Annotated in this window: 18 protein-coding genes and 1 pseudogene; 7 read left to right on the top strand and 12 right to left on the bottom strand. The window is 65.5% G+C overall.

Translation table 11 applies throughout. From position 1 onward, the window contains the following. Positions 1 to 33 precede the first annotated feature (33 nt). The gene (locus QSJ19_RS18730; RefSeq protein ID WP_286322504.1) at positions 34 to 270 is read left to right on the top strand and encodes a hypothetical protein; all 237 of its coding nucleotides are present in this window, start codon (positions 34 to 36) and stop codon (positions 268 to 270) included. 540 nt (positions 271 to 810) lie between these two features. Next, positions 811 to 936, top strand: coding sequence for a hypothetical protein (locus QSJ19_RS18725; protein WP_286322502.1), 126 nt, complete (start codon positions 811 to 813; stop codon positions 934 to 936). A 487-nt stretch (positions 937 to 1,423) separates the two neighbouring features. Here the strand turns inward: QSJ19_RS18725 and QSJ19_RS18720 are convergent. Further along, positions 1,424 to 1,639 (bottom strand): annotated as a pseudogene (locus QSJ19_RS18720) (BTAD domain-containing putative transcriptional regulator); the annotation flags it as partial. Positions 1,640 to 2,059: 420 nt separating this feature from the next. Here QSJ19_RS18720 and QSJ19_RS18715 point away from each other — a divergent pair. Then, the gene (locus tag QSJ19_RS18715; protein WP_286322501.1) at positions 2,060 to 2,458 is read left to right on the top strand and encodes a hypothetical protein; all 399 of its coding nucleotides are present in this window, start codon (positions 2,060 to 2,062) and stop codon (positions 2,456 to 2,458) included. On the opposite strand, the gene QSJ19_RS18710 is transcribed toward QSJ19_RS18715, so the two are convergent. The 5 genes from QSJ19_RS18710 to QSJ19_RS18690 form a co-directional block, all read right to left on the bottom strand. Beyond that, positions 2,434 to 3,579, bottom strand: coding sequence for an acyl-CoA dehydrogenase family protein (locus QSJ19_RS18710; RefSeq protein ID WP_286322500.1), 1,146 nt, complete (start codon positions 3,577 to 3,579; stop codon positions 2,434 to 2,436). The two genes, QSJ19_RS18715 and QSJ19_RS18710, sit on opposite strands and share 25 nt — an antisense overlap. 78 nt (positions 3,580 to 3,657) lie before the next feature. Next, positions 3,658 to 4,893: an acyl-CoA dehydrogenase family protein gene (locus QSJ19_RS18705; protein WP_286322499.1), complete on the bottom strand. Its 1,236-nt coding sequence runs from the start codon at positions 4,891 to 4,893 to the stop codon at positions 3,658 to 3,660. Between the two features lie 202 nt (positions 4,894 to 5,095). Beyond that, positions 5,096 to 5,392 (bottom strand): YiaA/YiaB family inner membrane protein, encoded by a 297-nt coding sequence (locus QSJ19_RS18700; protein WP_286322498.1) that lies wholly within the window; start codon positions 5,390 to 5,392, stop codon positions 5,096 to 5,098. A 48-nt stretch (positions 5,393 to 5,440) separates the two neighbouring features. Beyond that, positions 5,441 to 6,757 carry an AI-2E family transporter gene (locus tag QSJ19_RS18695; RefSeq protein ID WP_502876245.1) on the bottom strand — a complete coding sequence of 439 codons (1,317 nt, stop codon included), beginning with the start codon at positions 6,755 to 6,757 and terminating at the stop codon, positions 5,441 to 5,443. 147 nt (positions 6,758 to 6,904) lie between these two features. Then, the gene (locus QSJ19_RS18690) at positions 6,905 to 9,292 is read right to left on the bottom strand and encodes an acetyl-CoA acetyltransferase (protein WP_286322496.1); all 2,388 of its coding nucleotides are present in this window, start codon (positions 9,290 to 9,292) and stop codon (positions 6,905 to 6,907) included. 185 nt (positions 9,293 to 9,477) lie between these two features. On the opposite strand from QSJ19_RS18690, the gene abmR reads away from it, so the two are divergent. Further along, positions 9,478 to 9,993 carry an ATP-binding transcription factor AbmR gene (gene abmR / locus QSJ19_RS18685; RefSeq protein ID WP_286322495.1) on the top strand — a complete coding sequence of 172 codons (516 nt, stop codon included), beginning with the start codon at positions 9,478 to 9,480 and terminating at the stop codon, positions 9,991 to 9,993. Positions 9,994 to 10,171: 178 nt separating this feature from the next. Here abmR and QSJ19_RS18680 read toward each other — a convergent pair whose 3' ends face one another. From QSJ19_RS18680 to QSJ19_RS18660, 6 genes are all read right to left on the bottom strand, one after another. Beyond that, positions 10,172 to 11,431, bottom strand: coding sequence for an HNH endonuclease (locus QSJ19_RS18680; RefSeq protein ID WP_353507157.1), 1,260 nt, complete (start codon positions 11,429 to 11,431; stop codon positions 10,172 to 10,174). 192 nt (positions 11,432 to 11,623) lie between these two features. Further along, entirely contained in the window at positions 11,624 to 11,998 is a 375-nt protein-coding gene (locus QSJ19_RS18675) for a DUF6262 family protein (RefSeq protein WP_286322494.1), read from the bottom strand. Between the two features lie 5 nt (positions 11,999 to 12,003). Continuing rightward, positions 12,004 to 14,016 carry a tyrosine-type recombinase/integrase gene (locus tag QSJ19_RS18670; protein WP_286322493.1) on the bottom strand — a complete coding sequence of 671 codons (2,013 nt, stop codon included), beginning with the start codon at positions 14,014 to 14,016 and terminating at the stop codon, positions 12,004 to 12,006. Beyond that, entirely contained in the window at positions 14,013 to 14,312 is a 300-nt protein-coding gene (locus tag QSJ19_RS27035; RefSeq protein WP_502876244.1) for a tyrosine-type recombinase/integrase, read from the bottom strand. Before QSJ19_RS27035 ends, QSJ19_RS18670 begins: the two co-directional genes overlap by 4 nt. Continuing rightward, on the bottom strand, positions 14,234 to 15,109 hold the full coding sequence (locus tag QSJ19_RS18665; protein WP_502876243.1) for a tyrosine-type recombinase/integrase: 876 nt from the start codon (positions 15,107 to 15,109) through the stop codon (positions 14,234 to 14,236). Before QSJ19_RS18665 ends, QSJ19_RS27035 begins: the two co-directional genes overlap by 79 nt. Positions 15,110 to 15,231: 122 nt before the next feature. Further along, a complete protein-coding gene (locus tag QSJ19_RS18660) occupies positions 15,232 to 16,275 on the bottom strand; it encodes a glycoside hydrolase family 25 domain-containing protein (RefSeq protein WP_286322491.1) in 1,044 nt (347 codons plus the stop codon). Between the two features lie 112 nt (positions 16,276 to 16,387). Between QSJ19_RS18660 and QSJ19_RS18655 the strand changes: the two genes are divergently transcribed. The 3 genes from QSJ19_RS18655 (at position 16,388) to QSJ19_RS18645 (ending at position 18,290) form a co-directional block, all read left to right on the top strand. After that, on the top strand, positions 16,388 to 17,104 hold the full coding sequence (locus QSJ19_RS18655; protein WP_286322490.1) for an LGFP repeat-containing protein: 717 nt from the start codon (positions 16,388 to 16,390) through the stop codon (positions 17,102 to 17,104). Positions 17,105 to 17,215: 111 nt separating this feature from the next. Continuing rightward, positions 17,216 to 17,926 carry a hypothetical protein gene (locus tag QSJ19_RS18650; RefSeq protein WP_286322489.1) on the top strand — a complete coding sequence of 237 codons (711 nt, stop codon included), beginning with the start codon at positions 17,216 to 17,218 and terminating at the stop codon, positions 17,924 to 17,926. 7 nt (positions 17,927 to 17,933) lie between these two features. Beyond that, a complete protein-coding gene (locus tag QSJ19_RS18645) occupies positions 17,934 to 18,290 on the top strand; it encodes a hypothetical protein (RefSeq protein WP_286322488.1) in 357 nt (118 codons plus the stop codon). Positions 18,291 to 18,473 lie beyond the last annotated feature (183 nt).

Raw genomic sequence — 18,473 nt, 5'->3', positions numbered from 1 at the left:
AGCAACGCGAGCATCACCTGCCACCACACCTGCATGGTGTCGAGGTCGCCTCACGGCCGTCGCGCGACGATGCGCGAGGTCGGCGGATGTTCGTCGCGCCATGCGCGGATCGCCCGCCTCGAGAGTGCAGACACGCTGCAGATGGAGCGCGGTGGCCTGCCGGTCGTTGTCGCCTGCCCACCTGTCGACCAACTCGCCGGCGACCTTCCGGCGGTCCTCGACCAACGCGGGTTCGCATCTGACGAGGAAGTCGGCCAGAGGATCTCGTAGTCCTCGGACCCGCCGGCGGAGGCGATTCTCGCTGCACCCAGATGATCGTCGGCGCCCGGCGCCCGGCGCCCGGCGCCCGGCGCGCGGTGAGTCGTGCGGCCTCGCCGGCATGGCGGCGCGCCACAGTCGGGGGCGTCACCGCGTCGCTGTGCGAGAGAGCTCCCCGGACGAGACCGATATGCGCGGAGGACACCACCCCGAATCCCGACCAGTACCCGGCGACCCCGTGCGGCGCCGACAGCAACGCGGTCGCCGCCAGTTCCTGCCAGTCCGCGTCACGCCGGCTGATCCGGCCCGCGGCGTCGAACGACTGTGTGGCCGAGTCGAAGTCGACGATGCGTGTCGCGGTTGTGCCCGCAACCCGGTGCAGGTCGACGGTGATCGTGTCGTCGTGGTGTGCGACGGACAGGCCACGATAGGCCAGCTCGAGCGCACGATGGTCGGACGATCCGTCCAGCGCCTCCGCCGCGGCCTCGAGGCATGTACCCGCCGTCTGCATCGACGTCGGTTCTCGACGGCGCTCGCGGTGAGGTGGACGGCATGAGACTCGAGATCGCGTGGGCGCACCGTCGCGTAGGCGTCGGCCAGCCGGGCGTGGATGGCGAGGCGGTCTGCCCTCGACGACTCGGCGAGCACGAGGTCCTGCACGATCTGATGCACGAGTAGGACGTCGTCGTCGACCCGCTGGGGCGTTCCCGCGATCCGTAACTCCTCGACGATCGTCCGAGCCGACGGACCGATCACCTCGTCGAGTACATCGGCCGGCAACCCTCCACCGGCCGCTGCCAAGAGCTCGAGCGCATCACGCGCGCCGGTGGACAGCCTGTCCACCTCCGCCCGGATCGGTGCGTGTGCCGACACCGCGTCGGGCGGTCGGCCGAGTCGCGAGGTGTCGCACAAGGTCACCGCGAGAAGGGGATTGCCGAGGGACGGCTCGGCGATCGACACCGCGTCGACCGAGGGTGGGGCGCCGATCGCGCGAAGCCGGCCTGCCGATGAAGCGACGCGGCGGAAGGTCGTACCGGACCGCGAACCGCTCGATGAGTGTGGTCTTCCCGATGCCATGCCGGGCCGACGAGCACGGCACAGGCCGGGCGGGCCGCGCCGGTCACCCACACCCGTTCGAGCAGTGCGATCTCATCAGACCGCCCGATCAGACTGCCGCCGAGCGGTTTCGGCGACGTGGTGCTCGGCGCGGACCGGGCGGAACCGAGGAGTTCGGGCTCCAGCGTGACCGTGTCGTCCCCGGGTCGAGCCCGAGTTCGTCGGACGGGGACTGCCGAAGTCGACGGAGAACGGCCAGCGCATCCGCGGTGCGACCTTCCTCGTACAACGCGCGGGCCGAGAACCCGGATCGAGAGATGCGCGTCGGGTGATCCCCACGTGTACCGTCCGATTCACTCCGCGGGTTCGCCGATGTGGGTCACGAACCATCCTGACCTGGTCCGATGGCGGCCACGAAGTGGGCACCAGTCGCGCACAAGGCCAACACCAGCGCGGCCGACGAGCGTGTGGGACATGACAAGAACAACTCGATCACCCGAACCGCATCGGCACCCCGTTGCCGTCGACTCCACTACCGTCGACCCCTCTACCGCCGCCGAACCGACTGCGACCGTCACCACCGATGGTCCCGGACCGTTCCGGACACCGACGTGGGATTCGCTCCGCCGCCTCGGTGGCGCCGCGCTGACGATCGGCAGGCTCGCCTGCATCGTCGGCGGCACGTTGCATCCGATCGTCGACAGTGACGCCCCTCGGTCCAGGCGCTGCATGGTGCGGGAGCGCCGTGGGCGCAGATCCTGCTCGCCGTCGCCAGACGGTGCTCCTGCTGGGTCTGCCCGTCATGTACGCATGGCTCGCACCGCGAATCGGGATCGTCGGCCTCGTGGGTGTGATCGCCTACACCGTCGGCAACCTCGTCACCGCAACCGGGCAGCTCACCGTCGAACTGTTCGTCGCGTATCCCTTGGCCCACCTTCCGGCGGCCCACCTTCCGGCGACGGCTGGGCTCATCGCCGATGACGACACCATGCTGAGCACCACGGCGTTCGCGATGCTCAACACCGAGGGCGGACTGGTGATGCTCGGAGGGCCGGGCCTCCTGGGTGCGAGCCTGATCCGCCATCGGCACAGTGGCGCACACCGTGGAGCCGAGGGGCCTCAGCCCCGGGTCGTCGCCGCGTAGCGGGCGAGATGAGCATCGGCAGAACCGAACTCGTACTCGATGGCGGTGAGTCGTCGGAAGAAGTGGCCGATCGCGAGTTCTTCGGTCATCCCCATACCGCCGTGCAGTTGCACCGCGTTCTGTCCGATGAACCGCGCCGCCCGGCTTACCGTCGCCTTCGCGGCGGACACCGCGGCCGCCCGCTCGGTCGGTGCGGCGTCGAGGGTGAGCACCGCGAAATACTGTGCGGCGACGGCCTGCTCGAGCTCGATGTACATGTCGACCATGCGATGCTGCAGGGCCTGGAAGCTACCGATCGCCTGGCCGAACTGCTGACGCTGCTTGGCATACTCGACGGTGTCGGTGAAGACCTTGCGCATCGCGCCGACCGCCTCGGACACCACCGCGGCGGTCGCCTCGTCCCAGGCCTGCTCGAGCAGCGGCAGGGCGTCGCCCTCCGGACCGATGAGGGCGTCGGCGTCGAGTCGCAGATCGGTGAACTCGAGATCTGCGGCGCGACGGTCGTCGATGGTGCGGACCGCGTGCATCGTCAGGCCGTCCGGGCCCGCATCACCGAGGTCGACGAGGAACAGCGACACGCCGTCGCGGTCGCGGACGTCTCCCGACGTGCGGGCGCTGATGAGGAGATGATCGGCGATCGGTGCGGTCGTCACGACTGCCTTGGTGCCGTTCAGGATCCACCCGTTTCCATCGCGCTCGGCGCGCGTCCCGACATGGTTCAGCAGGCCTCCCGAGCCGTCCTCGACGGTGGCGAGGGCGGACAGAGCGGCGCCCTCGGCGATCTTCTCGGCGACGGCCAGTGCGCGTTCGTGTTTCGTGCGTTCGAGCAGACGGGCGCCGAGGACGACCGAGTCGACGAACGGTTCGACGACCAATGCGTATCCGAGGGCCTCGGTCACGACCATCAGCTCCTCGGGCCCGCCGTCTGCGCCGCCGACCGATTCCGGCAGGCAAGCGCCGATGACACCGAGATCCTCGGCGAAGGCGCGCCAGATCTCCGGTTGCCATCCGGCGCCGACCTTCGCTGCCTCGCGGCTGGTGTTGAGGTCGTACCGGGCGCCCAGGAATTTGGTCAGGCCGTCGCGGAGGAGTTGCTGTTCAGGGGTGAGGGTGAAGTCCATGTGGGTTCTTCCGATGTCTCAGGTGAGATGTCTCAGGTGGCCGGGAGGTCGGTCGCTGCGCGTGGCGGGGCGAGTGCCTCAGCCGAGGCCCAGTGCCGCCTTTGCCAGGATGTTGCGCTGGATCTCGTTGCTGCCCGCGTAGATCGAGCCGGCGCGGTCGTTCATGTAGTGCAGCGGGGCGACGGCCTGCCAGGCCTCGCCGCTGACATAGCCGTCGGCGGGCGGCTCGTACTGCGCGATCGGACCGCCGGGAGCCGCAGCGTGCGGCTGATAGACGCGGCCGTGGACGCCGGCCGCCTCGAGATCGAGTTCGGTGATCTTCTGACTCAGCTCGGTGCCCAGGATCTTGAGCATCGACGCGATCGACCCGGCCTCCGAGGCGGAACCGAGCGCGGCGAGCGCCCGGTACTCGAGTACCTCGAGGATCTTGGCCCGCACACGAGCGTCGGCCAGTTTGGCCGCGAAGGCCGGCTCGTCGATCAGCGGAACGCCCGACGGACCGGTCACCGTCGCGGCGCGCTCGGCGATGCTCTCGCACATGACCTGCAGTGCGGGTGCGGCGGCGCCGCCACCACGCTCGAAGATCAGCAGGTACTTCGCGACCGTCCAACCCTCGTCGATGGTGCCGAGCACGTTGGCTTTCGGGACGCGAACGCCGTCGAAGAAGACCTGCGCCTGGATCTGTTCGCCCGAGGCCATCACCAGATTCTGGATCTCGATGCCCGGCGAGCGCATGTCGATCAACAGGAAGGTGATGCCCTGCTGTTTGCGCTCCTGGCGAGAGGTGCGCACCAAGCAGAACATCCAGTTCGCCTCGTCCGCATGGGTGGTCCAGATCTTGCTGCCGGTGACCACGAAGTCGTCGCCGTCGCTGACGGCCGCCATCGACAATGACGCGAGGTCCGAACCCGCCTCGGGCTCGGAGTAGCCCTGGCAGAAGAACACGCTGCCGTCGAGGATGCCGGGCAGGAAGTAGTCCTTCTGCTCCTGGGTGCCGAACGCCATGATCGCGTGCGACACCATCCGGATTCCCATCGGGGACAGTGCGGGTGCGCCCGCAAGGATCGACTCACGGCTGAAGATGTAGTGCTGGGCCTGAGACCAGTCGCAACCGCCGTGGTCGACGGGCCACGCGGGCGCCGCCCATCCGCGCTCGTGCAGGATGGCCTGCCACTTCATCGACGCCTCGTGATCGGCGTAGACGCTGGTGCGCAGGCGCCCGGCCGCCTTGAGGTCGGGGGTCAGGTTCGCCTCGAGGAACTCGCGCACTTCGTCGCGGAATGCGATGTCTGCGTCCGACCAGGTCATGTCCATCGAGCTGTTACCCCTGTCTGCGTCACGATCCGGCCCCGACGACGGTCGCGTATCAAATATATGTTCGCGCTGAAAATGTACTTCAGGTCACCCCGTGGAGAAAAGTCGGATGCCCGGATCGTCTGGACCCGCATGTGTTGATGGGAGGACGATCCAGGCAGTGCCTGCTGGTCAGGGCAGTTCTCGAGCACTGACTCCCGGCTCACGCGACGCGGTTGAACGGATCGTGCTCGGCCATGATCTTGTCCATGCGCGCCTCGTCGAGCCTTGCTCGGACGGAGGTCTGTTCCTGGCGATCGCGGACGACCTTGGCGAGCGTGAAGGTGCTCGAGGTCAGGAACAGCAGCGTGATGCCGAGGAATCCACGCTGCCACGGGTCGATCGGCAGATACAGGATGCCGACGACGGCGGTGGCGAGGCTGATCGCGAAGGCGATCGAGGCCTGGAGGAAGAATGCAGCGGTGGTCGGGGTCTGGGGCATGTCGTTGGATGCGGTCATGCCGACCACGCTGCCAGCACGCATCCGTCCGTGGATGCGTGCGACTACTCAGGTGTTCTGAGTGGACCCGCCGGAATCCTCGGTCGGCGGGTTCTCTCCGGGCTCCGACGGCGTCGGGTCGGACCTTGTCGGTGCGGAGCCCGGCGGCTCGACGTCGCCGGAGGCCGCTGTCGGTGCAGACGCTCCGGCGGCCGCCTCGGGGACGGGTTCCTTCGGGCCGGTCGCCATTGACGCCTGGTCCTTGGGTGCCGACGATGCGAGGAGCACGTCGGCCCAGCGGGTGGCGGGATCGATGTCGATCAGCAGGGCCTTCGACATGAGGGTCAGTGGCACCGCGAGGATCGCACCCAAAGGTCCGATCACCCACGCCCAGAACACGAGTGACAGGAAGGTGAGGGTCGTCGACAGTCCGACGGCATCGCCGACGAACTTCGGCTGGATCACCGATTGGATGATCACGTTGATGACGCTGTAGACGACGATGACCAGCAGCATCTGGCCGGCGCCACCGTCGAGGAGCGCCAGGATCGCCGGGGGGATCAGGCCGATCACGAAGCCGATGTTGGGGATGTAATTGGTGATGAACGACAGCAGACCCCACAGCACGGGCAGCGGTACGCCGATCAGCCAGAGGAAGCCGGTGTCGAAGAGGGCCACGATCAGGCCGAAGACCGTGGAGACCAGCAGGTAGCTGCGGGTGCCGCGCGCGAAGTTGCTGAATGCCGCTGCAATGTCGGGACGTTGGTCGCGCAGCACACCGATGCGCTTGTCGAAGGAGATGGCATCGGCCGACATGAACAACAGCACGGTCAGGACGAGGATCAGTGCCGACGCGACCGACAGTGTGCTCTCCAGCACCTCGGACACGTAGCCGATGGCCTTGCTGGGGTCCATGTGGGAGATCGCCTGGTGCACCTGATCCTGGCTGACCCCGTGGTCGGTGAGGAATTTCTGGAAGCTGTCGATCATCGACTGGAACTTGTCCGAGTACTCCGGCAGGATCGTTGCGAGCCGCGCAACGGAGAATGCCAGGGATCCGAACAGGCCCAACAGGATTCCATAGACGGCGAGCAGGGTTGCGACGAAGGCGAGCCAACTCGGGAGACCCTTGCGGCGCAGCCACGCGGGGATCGGTTGCACGGCGACCGTGAGCATCAGCCCGAGGAACACCGGACCGACGAGACCGGACACCGCCTTCATCCCACCGACGGTGACGATCAGACCGGCGATCGTGAGCAACACGATCGTTCCGCGGGGAATCGCCCAGCCGGGCTGCGGGGTGGGTCCTGCCTGAGCGGATCCTGTCTGCCCAGACGCTGTCGTATCGGGCGCTGTCGTATCGGGCGCCGTGTGCTCGACCGCCATTCGGACTGCCTCTCGTCTGCACCGTGACGTCGTCGACGATCAGGTCGCTGCCCGCTGACGACGGTCCGCCGTCAGGTCGCGCTGATCGTACCGCCGACGGCCGGTCGGCGGGCTCATCCAGATCGGGTGGGGTGGTGGGTCGAGCCGTCAGCGTCCCGTCCAGCGCGGCGTGCGCTTCGACACGAACGCGGTGATGCCTTCGATGGTGTCCTGGCTGACGAGGAGTGAGTCGAGGGCGCCGAACGTCTCCTCGATGGCATCGATCTCGTCGGGGATCGTCGCGGCGGCGTCCATGGCGCGCAGCGATTCCCGGACTGACGTCGGCGAACCGGCGAGGATGTCGTCGGCGACCGCACGCGCCAGTGCCATCACCTCCCCGGCCGGTGCTACCCGGCCGACGAGCCCGGCGGCCTTCGCCTCGGTGGCGTCGATGCGGCGTCCGGTCAGAATCATGTCGCGCGCGAGAGCACCGCCCACCGCGGCGGGGAGTCGCACGAGGCCACCGGCCACCGCCGCGAGTCCTACGCGGACCTCGGGCAGGCCGAACGTCGCACGCTCGTCGGCGACGACGATGTGGCACGCCATCGCGATCTCGCAGCCGCCCCCGAGTGCGTAACCGTTCACTGCGGCGATCACCGGCTTCGGCTTGTGTCGACGGGAGGTGAGGCCGGCGAACCCGTTCTTCGGGATCTCCAGGCCCGCGCCCGCCGTCTGTGCAAGGTCGTTGCCCGCCGAGAAGGCCTTGTCCCCGGCGCCGGTGAGGATCGCGACCCACAGGTCGGGGTCGGCGAAGTATGCATCGAAGATGTCGTCCAACTCGGTATTTGCCGCTGGGTGCAACGCATTTCGTGCGTCCGGACGGTTGATCGTCACCTCCAGTACGTGGTTGTCGCGGCGGATGACGACATGCTCGTAGCGATCACGGAACCCGGGTCGGGCCGGGGGGTGCCGACGCATCATCGCCGCGCGACTCGTATACACCCGGTTGCCGCGGGACGACGACTGGACGTAGATGTCGGAGCCGATCGGATCGTCGGTCGCCAAGAGATCGAACATCGCGTCGTCGTCACTGCCGACGGTGGCGACGAATCGACTGTCGTCGCGCAGTCGCCCGATGACGATCGCGCGTCGAGCTCCGTCCTTGCCGGGGAGGACGGTGAACGTCTCGAGCGTGGCCGGTCCGTCGGCGTAGTCGCTTGTCTGAACCGCCGGCGCGGTGTCGAGTTCCTCCTGGATGCCCGCGGAGTCGCCGTCGCTCCAGGGCGCAGGCAGCGAACTGTAGATCCCGACCGAGGTCTTGCTGAGGATTCCGCCGTTGGCCACGACCAGCGCGTACGAATCGGTCGAGGCGCGGGTGCGGTCGACGGCTTCGGCGATCGCATGCATCGAGTAGTTGTTCCCCGGACCACCGAAGAACGGGAGTCCGCCAGTCAGGGTGAGTCCGCGGGTGTCGTCGGGTGCGACACCGAGTGGATCGATGACGTTGGAGACGGCGATGGGGAAGCAGCTGTAGATGTCGATGAACGCGATCTCGTCGAGCGTGACGTCGGCGACGTCGAGTGCATGCCGAACGGCGGCGGCGGCCCCGGGCCCGCGACTGAGATCAGGACGCTTCATCAGTGTCTGCTCACGCGTGTCGGCATGTCCGTGCAGGAACACCCACCGAGACGCGTCGATGCCCAGTTCACGGGCGCGGCCGACGGACATGATGACGACGGCGGCCGCTTGATTGACCTGATCGCGGGCGACGAGCAGGCGCGTGAACGGGTCGGCGACGACCCGGTTCTCCTGATTCGTGGTGATCAGCTCGTCGATGCTGCGCGCGGTGGGTGCAGCCGCATGAGGATTGTCGGCGGCGACAGCAGACAGGGGTGCGAAGAGTTCGCCCATCGTCCGGGCATACTCGTCGCGACCGAGCCCAAGCCGGTGGCGGCGCGCGTTCTCGAGCACCGCGTACTGCGCCAGTGGGGCGATGAGCCCATGTCGCGCCTCGTGATGAGACGTCAGCCCTCCGATCGCGAAGCCTCGATCCTCCAGCTGGCCACCGACCTGCTCGGAATGGTCTGGACGCTTGTCAGCGTCCACGGTCGACATGAGGTGTCGGACCGTCGACATCACCTCGGCGCCGAAGAGGACGGCTCCGTTGCTGCGACCCGCATGGATCTCGCCAGCGAACTCGGTCAGCAGGCTCTGCGGGCTCTGCCCCCCGGTGACACCCAGCACGGCCCGGTTTGGGCTCAGGCCGATCTGTTTCGCAACCGCGCGGGGCATGTTGTCCGGTCGGCCCAGCGGTGACGTGGACAACGGGCTCGATTCCTCGAACGTCCGCACACCGACGATCGTGTCGATCTCGGCCGCGATGGCGGGCAGCGTCACGCCGCTGTCGCCCAGGGCGGTCTCGACCGCGATCGCGGCCAGGTCGACTTCCGGCATCGCGCGGTAATCCGGATCGCTCAATCGTTCGGATGCCTGGCCCACGCCGACGACGACGGGGGTGTTCGCAGGCAGCTGGGACAGCGGGACGGTTCTCGGCATGGTGGACCTTTCCGGGAGCAGTCGGACGAGGTGCGATCTGACCATTCGTCGATGGCATCGTGCTGGCTCCATTAAGTCATCCGGTGCCACTGCGACGTACACCGGCCCCGAACATGTTGCAGTTCGCTCACACCGATGAGCTTGCGTGGTAAGAATGATTACAAGTAATCAGATTGGAGATTCCGATGAGCGAGTTCGAGACAGTGGCGGGATGGCTGGCAGGTCGGCTGCCCGACGGCCTGTTCACCGCATCGCCTGAGGTGCGGGTGGACAGGGAGGAGATCACGATCATCGGAACGATCTCGCCGCCGGATCTCGACGACGACGCCGATGAGACGACTCGACGACAGGCGGAGGCCGGCCGGATCGCCCGATTCCGGGAGACGACCCGCGATCAGAGGATCGAGGTCGCGCGAGAAGCCGAGCACCGATTTGACCGAAAAGTGGCCTGGGGCATCCGATGTGGCGAGTCCTCTCAGTTGTTCACTCATCTCGCGGTGCCCGTCATGACCCGTCTGCGTCAACCGCAGCGGCAGGTCCTCGACACGCTCGTCGCTGCGGGCGTGGCCCGTAGTCGCGCCGATGCTCTTTCCTGGTGCGTGAAACTCGTCGGGCAGCATACGGATTCGTGGCTGTCGGAGCTCCGGGATGCGATGGGAAAGGTCGATCAGGTCCGGGATGCCGGTCCTGTCGTCGACTGACCACACACGCTGCGTGTGGATATCCGGTCCACCGGCCGAACGCGGAAGTGTTTGCTTGGTTCCGCGTTCGGCCGGCAGAGGCACGCGCGTATCACACTGTTGAGTTGTCAAGGTACGGATGCGGTCCCGGCGTGGCCGGGTGCAGGGTGAGATGGTCTGTCTGTCGGATCGGGTCGGGTCAGGCGGCGGTGGGCAGGTTGTCGAGGGTCAGGGTGCGTCGGTTGTAGCTGGGTATGGGTCGTCGGTGTGGGTCGACGGTTGTCGGTGGTGTCAGCCAGGCGTGTTTGTCGGCGCCGATGAATACGTCCCATCCGTTGTGGTGGATGTCGGCGTGACAGGACGGGCACAGTAGGCAGCCGTTTTCGAGGCAGGTGTCGCCGCCCTCGCTCCGGTGGGCGATGTGGTGGGCCTGGGTGCGGCTGGCGGGGGCTCCGCATTTGATGCAGCACTTATCCCGGATCAGGAGCGCTTTGCGGTGGGCGGGTGTGAACAGTCGTTTCTCTCTGCCGACGTCGAGCGGGACGGTTTCGCCGTCGACGATGATGGTGGTGATCGCAGGGTCACAGGCGAGGGCTTTCATGGTGGCAGGGGTGACTGATCCCATGAACGGCAGCTCTGCCAGTGTCGGTGTGTCGGCGGGAATGGTCAGCAACACCTGTGTTCTCGGGGCCAAAGCCCGCTCGGGATCGCCGCTGCGGGCGGCGATGTCGAGCACAGCTTCGAGGGCGTCGGCGAAGCGGCGTTCGGTCGATCGGGCATCGGGGGAGCCGTCGGGTTCAGGTCGGGGCGCACCGTAGTGTTCCATGTCGACGTGGAACTTCTCCCCGACTTCGGTGTCGAGGTCGGCCTCGACGTGCAGGCGCCCGTCAGTGGTCTTGCTTTTCGTGAGCGTGTTGATGGAGCGGTCTTCAGCGGCCGGCAACCCGCCGTCGGTGTCGTCGGCGAGGACGTTGCCCAGGGTGCGGGCACGGTCGACGATCTCGGCGGGGGTGGCGCCGGAGAAGTGTTGTCCGAGAAGATCTGTCACATAGTTTAGACGCATCGCATCGTCGATCGGTTCCGGTGATCTTTTCCCGATGTGCTCGACCCCGCGGACGACGGCGTCAGCATGCTCACCGGACAGAACGCCGTCAGCCGCATGGGCGGCCAACGTGGGCAGGGTGGTGAGCGATCCGGCAACACGGATGAGTCGCTGCGCGGCGGCGGGCGCGAACCCCATGACAATCAACAACTCTCGGGTGCTACGTCCGTGATCCTTCGCCACCCGCAACCGTTCGAGCGCAGCGGTCAGCACCGCGGCGTGATGGTCGATCAGGTTACGCAGTGTAAGGAGTGCCCGCATGGCGTCGAACGCCTGCGGCCCGGTCAAATTCTCGTCGTCGACGGAGAGATCGTGCACGGCGTCAGAGATGTCCGAGATGTTGTCGATGATGCTCACAGCAGTCCCCCAAGAGTCGACGGATCAGGTCAGCAGGAGACTCATCGGATTCTTGGGGCCACACCCCGGGGGTGTGGCGGTAACGCACATCAATTCGAACCTGCTGACACCAATCTATCGAACATACATTCCCCTGAGTTCGCGTGTGTCTATGTCGATGATGATCTGTGCTTTCGTAGTGAAGACATGTGTCTATGACGGGGTGGCGTGTGTGCGGAGTTGTCCGTGGGCGCGGGCGAGTTGCTCACGCAGTTGGCGGTTCTCGGCTTGGAGTTCGGTGATGCGGCGGTGAGCAAGGTCGTGTCGGTTTTTCCAGGATTGCTCGCTGGCTGCGGTGGGTGAGGATCGTGGCGGGCGTGTATTCCGGGCCGTTGTGACGCGCTGGAGGATGTCGGGCTGGGTGTAGATCCAGGACCGGGACACACCTGCGGCGCGCGCGAGTCCGGCGATGGTGATTGGCTGCTGGCGCTCGACGAGGTCGTCGAGGGCGTGCTGGGCGCGACGGCGGGTGGTGTCGTGGCGGTCCTGAGCGGCTGCAGCGAGATGTTGACTGTTGTCGGAATGCACGAGGATCACTCGCTTGGTTCGTCTGTAGGACAGAGGTTTTCGAGGCTGTCGATGATGGCGGTGAGGTTGTCCGCGGTTTGTGTGTTCATCTCGATCAGGCGTAGCTGTCCGCGTTGTTCGGCGCGTTTGATGATGCCTTGGGTGAGGGCAAGTTGTTCTTTGTGTTGGGGCAGGAACTCGTCGGTGGTGATGAACACTGGGCAGGTCAGACATGCGTTGGCGTGCGGGCAGGACTGCTGAAGTGGCAGACCGCAGTACCCGTTGGGCAGCGCTTGGGTGGCGGTGGCCAGGTGGTGTTTCATCCAGGCGGCATCAGCGAGGTGATCGTCGGGTGTATCGATGGACTCGCCGTGAATGTTGACCTTGCGGGCCCGTTCCCAGTGCTGGCGCACGGTGTCGTCGTGCAATCGCGCGTAGTGCGCGGTCATCTCGGCCGATGAGTGATCCAGAATTTTGCGGACGACCTCTTGTGGGACGACGTGGTTGATCAGCCGGGTGCCCAGGGTGTGGCGGAACTGGTGCAGGGTGATGTGGGCGGGAATGCCGAACTCGTCGACGATGCGGCAGGCGGTGATCCATTCGTCGAGGATTCGGCGCGCCGTCCCCGGGACTGCGGGAATCGTTCCTGTTGGGTTGGCCTGGGTACGGGGAAATAACATCACCGGTCCGGGTGGGTAGGTGTCGAGCAGCCGCTGGGCGTGGTCGGTGATTGCGGCGGCCATGGAGGTTGAGATCGGCACGAGGGCTTCGCGTTTCATCTTTCGGTTGGTGTAACGCAGATACGGCGCCCCATGGTGGTCGCGGACGACGCAATCGTGGGCGGGAATGTTGAGGGCATCATTGATGCGAAGTCCGGTATCGATGAGCATCGGGAACAATAACGCCCAACGAGGGTCGTCGAGCTGAGCCAGATTGTCGGGATGTTCGAGTTGGGCCATGATCATGTCCGGCAGCGCTCGAGGTAGCAGCGCCGTCTTGGGTGGGATGTCTTCGGAGTAGACGGCGGTTTGGGTGGGTAGGTCGGGAATCCAGTCGTGTTGTCGACAGGCAGCCAAGAACGCTCGCACAGTGGAGAGTCGTTGTCCGCGGCCGTTGGCGCTGTAGCCATCGGCGGCCATGCGAGTGAGCGTCTTGCTGATGACGGTGCGGTCGAAGTCTGTGGGTGTGGCGTCTGGACCGGCGTGGGCCAGGAGCACTTCGGCGATCGTGGTGAGCACGGTGCAGTCGCGATGAATGCCGCTTTGACTGTGCCCGGTGTCGATGCGCCAGCGCAGGAACCGCTTGACTGCTCCACGCAGCCAGGGTGTTTCGATTCTGGTGAGGTCGATCATCATGCCGCCACGGTTGGTCGGGAATCCGAGGCGTCGTAGTCGCCACACGTCGCGGCGGTATTCATCTTCGCGGGTCGCTCCGCGCGCAAGGTCGATTTGATCGATGCAGAACAGCAGGAACGGCGTCTGCAATCGCACAAGCTCGTCGATAGGGGTGGCGTGGCGCTGACGACTTGGCGAGGCCTGGCGACTGTGTAAGGTCGCGGTGGCCGGCCATGCCGATTCGGGGTGTTGCAACAGCGAGGTGATGGCGCTGTGTTTGAGGCGGCTGACGAGGCGGTTCAGCGTGTGCAGCGAGATCGCAGTGTCGGTGCCGTGTTGTCGGGCTTGGAGAATGCCGTAGGCCAGTTCCGACCGCAACGGTGGCGGCAGGGCATGCAGGGACAGATAGTCCGGCCCCGGCGGAGGTCCGGGGTCCCAGTCACCGTCTGGCGGGCTGCCGGCGCCGCGCCAGCGCTGGTAGTGGATAAAGCATCGCGCGCAGGTCCGTGCAATGCGTGGGCAACCAGAGACCGAGCAGTGGGGTCCGCCGCCGACTGGATCGCCCGGATGCATCAGCACGCGGTGCCGTGTATCGAGGAGCGGAGCCGCAGCCTGCTCCATGAGGTCGTGTACATGGACTGGCAACGTCGGCACCGACGCCTGCGTGCGGGATATACGATGGGCGCGGCTGGTGCGGTCACTCATCGAGCACCCGGTGTCGGGGTGTCGAGGATGCCGGAATCGACCAGGACGCGGCGCAGGTCCTCGACGGTGAGGTGGGCGTAAGTGTCGGTGGTAGTGGTGATCGAGGCGTGACCGAGCAGCTTCTGCACGACCTCGGCGGGTACGCCGCGGCGCAGCAGACGGGTGGCGTAGGTGTGGCGGAACATGTGCGAGGTGAAACGGATGCCGGTCTGCCGATTCAGGCGACCGACGAGATCGGTAACGTTCCAATAGCGCCAGGCAACACCACGGTGACCGCCCCACAGGTTGACGAACACATAGTCGCAGTCAGATCTCGATACTCGGTGAGCAGGTAGTCGCTGTACAGCCGGACCAGGGGACCCGAGATCGGTACTTGGCGTTGGCCTCCCTTGACCCGGGCGCCGTTGGCGTTGGTGCGCGAGACGACGGTGACCAGCGATCGGGCCGGGTCGATGTCCTCGTGACGCAATCCCAAAGCTTCTCCTGAACGTAGACCGCTGCCGGCGAGTAGCTCGATGAAGAACCGGTCGCGCAGCCGGAGGCAGGCGCGGCTGATCGTGGCGATCTCGGTGTCAGACAGCGTGGTCGGTAGCGTTCGGGGTGTCGCGAGTTTGAGGGTTCGGCGGCGCTGGTCGGTCCCCAGGTGTGCTAGGAACGGCCGCCAGGAGCCGCGGTTGCCGCCCGGAGATAGCGTGGTCAGCAACTGGACGCAGTCGACTCCGTGGCGGTGATGGAATCGATAGAACGAGCCGAGTGCGGCAAGTTTGCGGTTGATCGTCGCCGCGCCGCATCCCCCCTCGACCGTGGCGATCCCGACGACGTCGCGTGTGCGCTTCTCGCGCGGTACCCGCAGCCACCCGACGAACCAGGACAGCTGCTCGAGCTGCACATTGGCCCAGTCCAGCTCCCGGGCACTGAGGAACTCGAAGAAGTCACGCAGATCGAACGCATAGGAACGCACGGTGCCCGGCGAGCGGCCGACCCCTGATAGATACGCCAAGAATTGCTCAGCCGGCTTGATCACATCGCCCTGTTCGTCGAGCACCGTCCACGACTGCGCCCCGTCCGGCATCTCTACCCGCTGCACCCGCATCCGGCCCACCTCCACCCATCACTCGTAATCGAACATATGGGCGAAGACTAGGCCGTTGGTGTGACAGCCCGCCCCCACCCCGACTCGCCATCTGCGATGCGGGCCGGGGCGGAGGCGGCGAGTCAGGATGACGCAGCGGGCGCCGGTACGTCGATGCCGGTCGCTACGCGGAGTTGGTCGGCGTTGTACCCGTTGGCAGCGTTCATGTCACAGCGCACAGCTCCGTAGCCTTCGGGTAGCCCGTTGCCGTGCCCTTGGCCGTCGGTGTACTGGTGGGCGATCATCTGCGCACCAAGGTCTTCGGTGCCGGGCGGGAACGCCGGCGGCGATCCGTAGGACGGGATGACGAACCCGATCGGCGGACGCACCGTCCAGATAGCGGCATCGTTGGGGTTCAGGTAGCCAACTACCCGACGCGGCCGGCGGTGCAGGTGTGGGCCGCGCCAATCGCTGATGGTCCAGACCAGCTGGTTGATCGCATCACTGTGATCACCGCTGATCTGCCCGCCCCACGACTCCACATCGACCATCGACACCACATCCGGCCGATTCTCGCCCTGCATCTGGACATGCACGTCGGCCACCTCACGCCAGTTCGGCCGGTACACGCAGTACACGATCAACCCACGCAGCCGACCCGCATCCAACCATTTCCGAGCAATATCCCAGTTCGTAGAAAAGTTGTGATCACGATAGGTTCCATCATTCGAACGGATCGACAACCACTCATACGGATACGACTCATCGACCACCGGTTGATGCTCCGAAATATCGGCAAACAACGTATCAGACATGACATTATCCCTTTGCTTACTGGCGATTGGTTTGTTTCCAAACAAAGCGCATGAATCGCCGCCATTCGCATTGTTCGACGCAGAGAGCACCGACGCTGACTGACCGTGCACCACCACCACACACCCGGCGGTCACGGATTCGATCGCACGTCCAAAGGCGCTGTTGCTCAGCGTATCAATGGTGTACAGGCATCCTCCGACACGTTCGACCACCAAGCCATCGACCGCCGCCGTTACCGCGTGTCTGATAGCAGTAAATATCGGATTATCTGCATTCTTGTGTCGAGGACACTGTCCACGACGTGCCCCTGCCTTGTCCGCGCGGATCGGCCACTCGATACGAACCACCAACTTCTTCTGATCCGAAACCATCGCCTTCCTGCACATTTCCAAGTTTGTCGGTGCCAGGTGCCAATCTGTGGTCAGCTCGTGACTTCGAGCCACAATTCGTCGCCACGGCGACACCCCAACAAGGAGAATCATCATGCAAGAGCAGAACACCCCCGGCGCCGCCACCGCGGCCACGGACACGGCGACCGATCCGGCGACCGGCGACGCTGCCGTCCAGGCCACTGGTGCGGCGGCTGTCGGGACCCTGGCGGTCCAGGCCCAAGCCGCGGCCGGCTGCCAGATCTACCCGCCCACCTCGTTCCAGGTGTGCGGAGCGATCCGCGACAAGTACAACCAGATGGGCGGACCGACCAGCTTTCTGCTGCTGCCCAAGTCCAACGAGCTGACCAACCCCGGCAACACCGGCAAACGCTCGGAGTTCATCGGCGGAAACATCTACTGGTCCGCAGCCACCGGCGCCCACCCCGTTGCCCACGAATTCCTATTCAAATGGGGCGACCACGGGTATGAGACTGGCTTCCTCAAGTACCCCACCACCGACGAAATCGTGCTCTCAGATGGAGTCCGGCGGCGCCAGGAATTCCAGGGAGGATCAATCTACTGGTCGCCGGCCACCGGCGCCCACAGCATCCAGGGCACCATCCGACAAAAGTGGGTAGACCTCGGCGCTGACCAGAGCTATCTCGGATTGCCCACTACCGACGAGGTGGTGACACCCGACGGAGTGGGCCGGTTCAACCGGTTCCTCAACAACGCCGTGATCTACTGGTCACCGTCGAGTGGTGCGCACCCGGTCGCCGGCCGCATCCTCGAAGTGTGGAGCGCCGCAGGTTACGAGAAGAGCCCATAGGGCTACCCCGTCGAAGATGCGATCCCGGTCAGCGGCGAGACTGGTTCCTACACCCAGAAGTTCCAGTTCGGATCGATCTATGCCAGCGCTGCCGGCGCGTTTCGCGGAGCAATGCCCGCTGATGCCGGGTTCGCGTCCTACGACACCAACGAGCATCCCGGATACCCCAACCCCGAGGTCGACCTCAGCCAGTACGGCGTAGACCCCGACCCTGATGGTTCCAAAGCGGCCGCGGTCGCAACCGGTGCAGCCGGTGTTCGTGCTGCATTTATCTACTTGGATGAACAAACAGCCCTCAACATGTGGGATCACTATTTCAGCAACCAAGGCATCCAGTACAAGGTGGAAGCGGCGACCATGGACCCATGGATGACCGCCACCGTTCAGCATTACCCGCCGGATGAGCACGGCGTAGTCCCCACACCGCCTGCAACAACCGCGGCCACCAACCGAGAAGCAGTCATCGCTGCGGCAATCGCGGAAGCAGACCGCACCAAGAAGCCGGCGAAACGCGTCTTCGGCACCCCCTGGGTGCTAACCGCCGGGGACGACGGCGACTACATCCATTCTCTCGGCCGACACCAACTGTCGTCAACCACGGCTGTGATCGCCCAGCCAGGAACCGCGGGCAACCACAAAATCGAGCTGCGCCAGCAGTTGCACATTTACGACAGCTACGACTACTCCAGGACCAGCGACCCTTCTTCAAATCCCGCCAACGATGCGGCACGGGTTGGTCACGAGGCCATGCGGATCGGTCTCGCAAAGCCCTACTTCGTTCTGGGCAGCGGCGGAGTGTCGGCGTGGTCCGGCGTGCGATGATGGCCACATGCCACCAACCACAGTGAAATCTCCGACGATCGCGTCAGGACCCGTAGCGGTCCTCGGGGCGATCGTCGGAGGTGTGGTCGGCCTTCTGGCCCCCCTACCGCTGGCGCTCTTCCTGCGCCACTGGCTAGGCCTTCCCGAGATTGACCCCACCCCGGCACCCAAAGCTCTCACGGCAACCTACTGGCTACCATGGACCCTGAGCTGGATCGCTGCGAACCTTCCAGGAGTCATCCTAATTCTGTGGCCACCCACCCGCCGTGTGGGCCGCTGGTATCTGATCGCATCGATCTCGATCAGCACACTAATCGTGTGGTTCTACTTCGGATTCGAGTACAAGGGCTTCTCACCGGACTGACTGAGGCTCTCCGCAAGATTTGAGCGGTGAACAAGTCCCCGCCGAAACTACAGCGGCCATCGCTTGCTGTGCGCACTTCGTACAGGTGAACCACCGACACCGAGCCCGGAAGTCGCCGACAAGTACTTCGGACACGAGTCCGAAATATCGCACAGCTCAGGGTAATACCGCATTGGATGGACC

It is taken from the genome of Gordonia sp. ABSL11-1 (genome assembly GCF_030315685.1).
GTDB lineage: Bacteria > Actinomycetota > Actinomycetes > Mycobacteriales > Mycobacteriaceae > Gordonia.
The sequence above is the reverse complement of the archived record's forward strand: the minus strand, read 5'-3'. Positions and strand labels throughout refer to the sequence as shown.